2 protein-coding genes are annotated in these 5771 nt (G+C 50.4%); both read left to right on the forward strand.

All coding sequences use genetic code 11. The features are described from left to right. The first annotated feature begins 553 nt into the window (after nt 1–553). The gene (locus tag LC574_RS23055; protein WP_229455893.1) at nt 554–844 is read left to right on the forward strand and encodes a DNA-binding transcriptional regulator; all 291 of its coding nucleotides are present in this window, start codon (nt 554–556) and stop codon (nt 842–844) included. Continuing rightward, on the forward strand, nt 841–5667 hold the full coding sequence (locus LC574_RS23060; RefSeq protein WP_229455895.1) for a PAS domain S-box protein: 4827 nt from the start codon (nt 841–843) through the stop codon (nt 5665–5667). Before LC574_RS23055 ends, LC574_RS23060 begins: the two co-directional genes overlap by 4 nt. Nucleotides 5668–5771: the final 104 nt, after the last annotated feature.

A 5771-nucleotide genomic window follows, 5' to 3' on the forward strand; every position in this document is an offset into this window, starting at 1 on the left:
TCCCGCAAGGAACTGAAGTTCCTTGCTAATAGCTTAAGTCATCTAAAGATGACTAAATAATCCGAAAAATTTTTAGTCTACTTCAGTAGACTTGAGCTATTAGCCTTGGAATTCATTCCAAGGCGGGCGTGGAAGCTAACAGATAATAGATTTCTAGCTTAAGTTGACACGTATGAGCATTGCTAAACCCCTACAACAGATGTGGTTCAAATACATGAAAACTGCTGTAAGTACAAGAAAGAAGAAAGAAAAACGAACCGCGAACGCGAGTGCGTCTTTAAGAGTTGGACGCAAAGGACACGTACCCCTGCTCTTAAGCAAGCTACGCGCAGCGTCTCGCAGAGAAGAAAGAAATTAAAAGGGTTTGGTGCAGCCTCACAGATAAATGGTATAAATTGGTGAAATTTTGAATAATAATGTAGATTTGATTGAGCATTGGTAACCGAATTGCAAAAAAAACAGTCTACGTCTTGAGATAGATTGTCTATTTGCCAAAACTAAGCAAAATTTATAGAATTTATAGAAATAAAGGACTTTATAAAGTTTGAGTCGTATGCCTTTCCATCAGGATTACCTTGGTGTTGAACAACCAGCTGTGGGTCAATTGATTCGGGAACTCCGGCAAACCCTGAAGCTGACACAAAAGAAGTTTGCAACTCAACTCGGTGTCACGTTTCCAACGATCAATCGCTGGGAAAACGGACATGCGACTCTTTCTCCTTTGGCACTTAAGCAAATTGACACTCTGCTAAACCAATTGTCTGAGTCACCCGATGCCGCCTTACAAAAACGCACTCAGACAATCCGAGAAAAATACTTTCCGACAAAGGATCTGAAAGCATGAAGGCAGAGGAACACAAGGCTTGGGCTGAAAACCTCTTTGTTGGTGGCGGCGAGATAGGTGCATTGTTGAGATCGCACAATTGGTCGCAAACGCCGCTAGGGGCTGTTAAAACCTGGCCGGACAGCCTAAAAACGGCTGTGCAGATCCTGTTGACAGAACTCGATCAAGCCCAGCAGCCAGAAAAAACCCAGCTAGGATCTGATCTGCCGCCGGTTAGCACATCAACAGATGCCTTGCGTCAAGCTGCCCAAGCCGATGCGTTTCGAGTCAAGCTTACCAATGCGCTACGCCCTCTGACTGACGCTAATGAGATTCAGGCGATCGCAGTCCGCATTTTGGGCGATTCTCTAGGCGCAAGCCGCGTTATTTACATTGAAGTATTACCGGGCAGCAAAGAGATCATCGTTCATAAAAACTACACGAACGGTGTTGCCGAACTGAGCGGGCTGTACCATCTGGAAGACTTCGGACGCAACCTGACAGATGACCATCGAGCAGGGCAAACGGCGATCGTTCCTGATGTGGCAAACTACCCTAAATACACAGCCAGCCAGAAAGCAAGGTATAGATCAATCGATATTGCCGCGCATATTGATGTGCCGCTGATCAAGAACAATCAATTTGTCGCGTTGCTGGCGGTGCATCAGGCAAACCCTCGCCAGTGGACAGAAGACGAGGTGAAACGAGTCGAGGAAACAGCAGAGCAGACGTGGGCAGCCGTCGAGCGCACCGAACTCGAACAGCAACTGTGGAAGTTCGACGCGCTTGTTGCTGTAATTCCCGATTTTATTTACACCTTTGATTTGGCGGGACGGTTCACGTATGTCAGCCCGGCGTTGCTCAATCTTTGGCAGAAAACTTCGGATGAAGCTTTGGGAAAGAACTTTTTTGAACTGGATTATCCAACCGATTTAGCGACCCGACTTCAGCAACAGATTCAACAAGTGATCGCCACGCGCCAGCCGCTCAACGATGAAACGCCCTACACTAGCGCAATCGGCACGCGTGCCTATGAATACATTTTCGTGCCACTTTTGGGCATAAACGGCGCAGTAGATGCAGTTGCAGGCGTGACGCGAGACATCACTGATCGCAAACAGGTAGAGCAAGCTTTGCACCAAAGCGAGAAGCAGGCTCGAAATATTCTGGAGAGCATCTCTGAAGCCTTCTTTGCACTGGATGAGAACTGGCAGTTTACCTATATGAATCCATCTGCCGAAACACTACTAGATCGCACTTCAGGCGATTTAGTTGGCAAGAATTTGTGGGAAGAGTATCCAGGACTCATTAGCAATGAGTTGGCGCAGATTTACTGGAGCGCCATGCGCGATCGTGTGGCCGCGTCATTGACCGCGTTTTACCCGGATCACGATCGCTGGTACGAAGTTCGCACCTACCCCGCCCCAAACGGTATCACCGTTTATTTGAGGAATGTTACCGAGCAGATTCAAACTACCGCAACCCTGCGTCAATCCGAAGAACGCTACCGGACGCTGTTTGAGTCGATCGATGAAGGCTTCTGCATTATTGAAGTGCTATTTGACGAAAATGATACGCCAAGTGCCTCCGGCAGTGTGCTTCGTGCCAGCGACTACCGCTTCTTAGAGATCAATCCCACCTTTGAGCAACAAACGGGACTTCGACAAGCAGTCGGGAAAACGGCGCGTCAGTTAGTTCCAGATTTAGAAGACCATTGGATTCAGATTTACGGTCAAGTTGCTCTAACGGGTGAACCTGCTCGCTTTGAAAATGGCTCTCTTGCAATGAACCGCTGGTTCGATGTGTATGCCTGTCGCATGGGTGAGCCGGAGGGGCGAAAAGTTGCCATTGTCTTCAAAGATATTAGCGATCGCAAACAGGCAGAAGAATTTTCGCGGCGAACCGCCGAATTTAATGCTTTTTGCGTCTCTCTCGCCGACGCGCTCCGCCTCCTTGCCGATCCAGTAGAGATTCAGGCTACGGCCAGCCGTGTGCTGGGTGAATATCTCGGCGCGAACCGGGTGGCGTACTTCGAGGTTCGCGGCGCTGATTACGTCGTTGAGCGTGATTATGTTAATGGAGCCGCAGCACTGGCTGGCAACTACCCGATTGATTCGTTCGGCCCCAAGCTGCTCGCAGCCTACCGCACTGGTCGCGCTGTGTCCGCGTCTAATGTGGAAGCCGATCCCAACCTGTCCCCAGATCAGCAAGCAGCCTATGCCGCGATCCAGATCGGTGCTTACATCTGTATACCCCTGGTCAAGAAGGGCGAGTTCGTAGCGGGGCTGGCAGTTCACACATCCGAACCGCGAGCTTGGACGCCGGACGAGGTGTCCTTGGCGGAAGAAGTAGCCGAGCGCACTTGGGCGGCAGTCGAACGTGTCCGCGCTGAAGCAGCCTTGCGCGAATCGGAGGAGAAATACCGCACGCTGTTCGATTCGATTGACGAAGGTTTTTGTCTGGTCGAAGTTTTATTCGACGATGCCGGAAAGGCAGTTGATTACCGCTTTCTTGAAACCAATCCGGCATTCTTGAACATCACCGCGCTCGAAAACGCAATTGGCAAAACCGGCCGCGAGTTGGTGCCGGACATTGAGCCGCACTGGGCTGAAACTTTCGGTAAAGTCGTCAAAACAAGACAGCCCGAACGGTGGGTCAACAGTTCCGAAGCGATGGGGTTCTGGTTCGATTTGTATGCTTTCCCGGTGGACGAGCCCCAAGAGCATAAAGTCGCCATTATTTTCAGCAACATCACGGAGCGCAAACAAGCCGAACGACAAGTGGAGTTTTTGACCGAGTTAAGCCGAAGACTCGGCACGGTGACGGATGCAGTGGAAATCAACCGCATCGTCACGCGCGAAGTCGGAACGTTTTTGAACGGGCATCGCTGCTATTATCTCGATGTCACGCCGGACGGCAGCCAGGTAACGGTTCTACCCGATTGGCGGCTCGACGGATCAGATCTTGCCGGAACTTATGACCTTTCCCTTTTCGGCGCGAAGGAATGGTGGGAAACAGCGGCACGTTTACCGTTCGGGATTGACGACGTGAACGTGCATCCGTGGACAAAGGATTTCGCCGACAATTACACGCTCATCAATATGCAATCCTACGTCATCGCACCGTTTGTCCGTGAAGGGCGTTGGGTGGCTTCGATCGGAGTCAGTTCCAACAAGCCGCGCCATTGGACGGCGGATGAGATGTTGTTGCTGGAAAACGTTGCAGCGCGCGTCGCTCCGCTGATCGAACGCGCCCGTACCGAAGCAGCACTGCGCGACAGCGAAAACCGCTTTCGCATGGCGATCGAAGCTGCCCAATTAGGCACCTGGGACTGGAATCTGATCACGAATCAATTGATTTGGGATGAGGGTTGCAAAGCCATGTTTGGCTTACCACCAGAAGCTCTTTGCAGCATTGAGGTCTTTTTTGCAGGACTGCACCCCGACGATCGCGAACGACTAGAACAGGTGCTGCAATGGACTTTGAATTCAGCCAGCAGTGGCAAGTATGACGTAGAATATCGCACGATCGGGATTCAGGATGGGGTTGAACGGTGGATTGCGGCCAGAGGACAGGTTTACTTTGATGCTGCCGACAAGCCACGACGCTTTGTCGGCACTGTACTCAATATCACTGAGCAAAAACGCATTGAGGCAGAACGAGAACAACTCCTTGCCCGTGAGCAAGCCGCAAGAGAGGCAGCCGATCGCGCCAACCGGATCAAAGATGAGTTTTTGGCGGTGCTGTCTCATGAATTGCGATCGCCTCTCAACCCGATCTTGGGCTGGACGCACTTACTACAAAACGGCAAACTGAGCGAAGCCCGGAGAGCCGAAGCCTTGAAAATTATCGAGCGCAATGCCAATCTACAGACGCAACTAATCGAAGATTTGCTCGACATCTCCCGCATCATGCAGGGCAAACTAAGCTTAACAGCGGCTCCGGTCAGTTTAAACTTTGTGATTTCTGCCGCCGTTGAAACGGTGCGTTTGGCAGCAGAAGCAAAAAATATTGCGATCGCTCTCGATCTTGACTCTGAGATGGCTTTGATTTCTGGCGATGCAGCTCGCTTGCAACAAGTGATGTGGAATTTGCTTACTAATGCGGTTAAGTTTACACCCAACGGTAGACAAGTGACCGTTGAACTGCGGCAACTCGACGGGCTAGCTCAGATTCGGGTAATCGATACTGGCAAAGGCATCAATCCACAGTTTTTGCCCCATGTATTTGAGTATTTTCGGCAAGAAGACGGCTCAACGACACGCAAATTTGGCGGGTTGGGATTGGGCCTTGCGATCGTGCGGCAAATTGTAGAAATGCACGGGGGCACAGTCACAGCAGAAAGTCAGGGTGAGAATCAAGGCGCAACCTTCATCATCCAATTGCCCCTCATGCAGCAGGCAACATCGATCGCATCCGAACCAATCCACACACAGACAGAAGCAGAAGTGCCTTTAGACGGCATTCAAATTTTGCTCGTGGATGATGAGCCAGATACCCGCGAGTTTCAGGCATTTGTGCTGTCACAAAGCGGGGCAAATGTGACAGCCGTCGCTTCTGGCTTAGAAGCTTTGCAAGCTTTAGAGCAGTTCACTCCTGACGTGCTAGTGAGTGACATAGGCATGGCACAGATGGACGGCTATATGCTGATGCAGCAGATTCGATCTCGCCCACCGAATCAAGGAGGAACCATTCGGGCGATCGCACTGACCGCTTATGCCGCAGAAATTGACCAACAAAGAGCACTTCAGGTAGGATTTCAAACTCACATTACAAAACCTGTAGACCCAGAGAAGTTAGTGAGGGCGATTGCAAACTTGCTAGAACTCTCACTGATGGCGTAAGTCCTAACAAAGATAAATTTGTAAAATCCTAATATACCAAGGGTGTCGCGCCGCGCATCTGACGTAAAGAATTTATACAAGCAGGACAATCGCAGTTAAATAAG

Origin of the sequence: Nostoc sp. CHAB 5715, from assembly GCF_020829685.1 — a bacterium.
Taxonomy (GTDB): Bacteria; Cyanobacteriota; Cyanobacteriia; order Cyanobacteriales; family Nostocaceae; genus Nostoc.

What these genes read in the sequence shown, in the direction of transcription:
- LC574_RS23060 (WP_229455895.1), top strand. Translation starts at nt 841, where the DNA reads ATGAAGGCAGAGGAACACAAGGCTTGGGCTGAAAACCTCTTTGTTGGT.
- LC574_RS23055 (WP_229455893.1), top strand. Translation starts at nt 554, where the DNA reads ATGCCTTTCCATCAGGATTACCTTGGTGTTGAACAACCAGCTGTGGGT.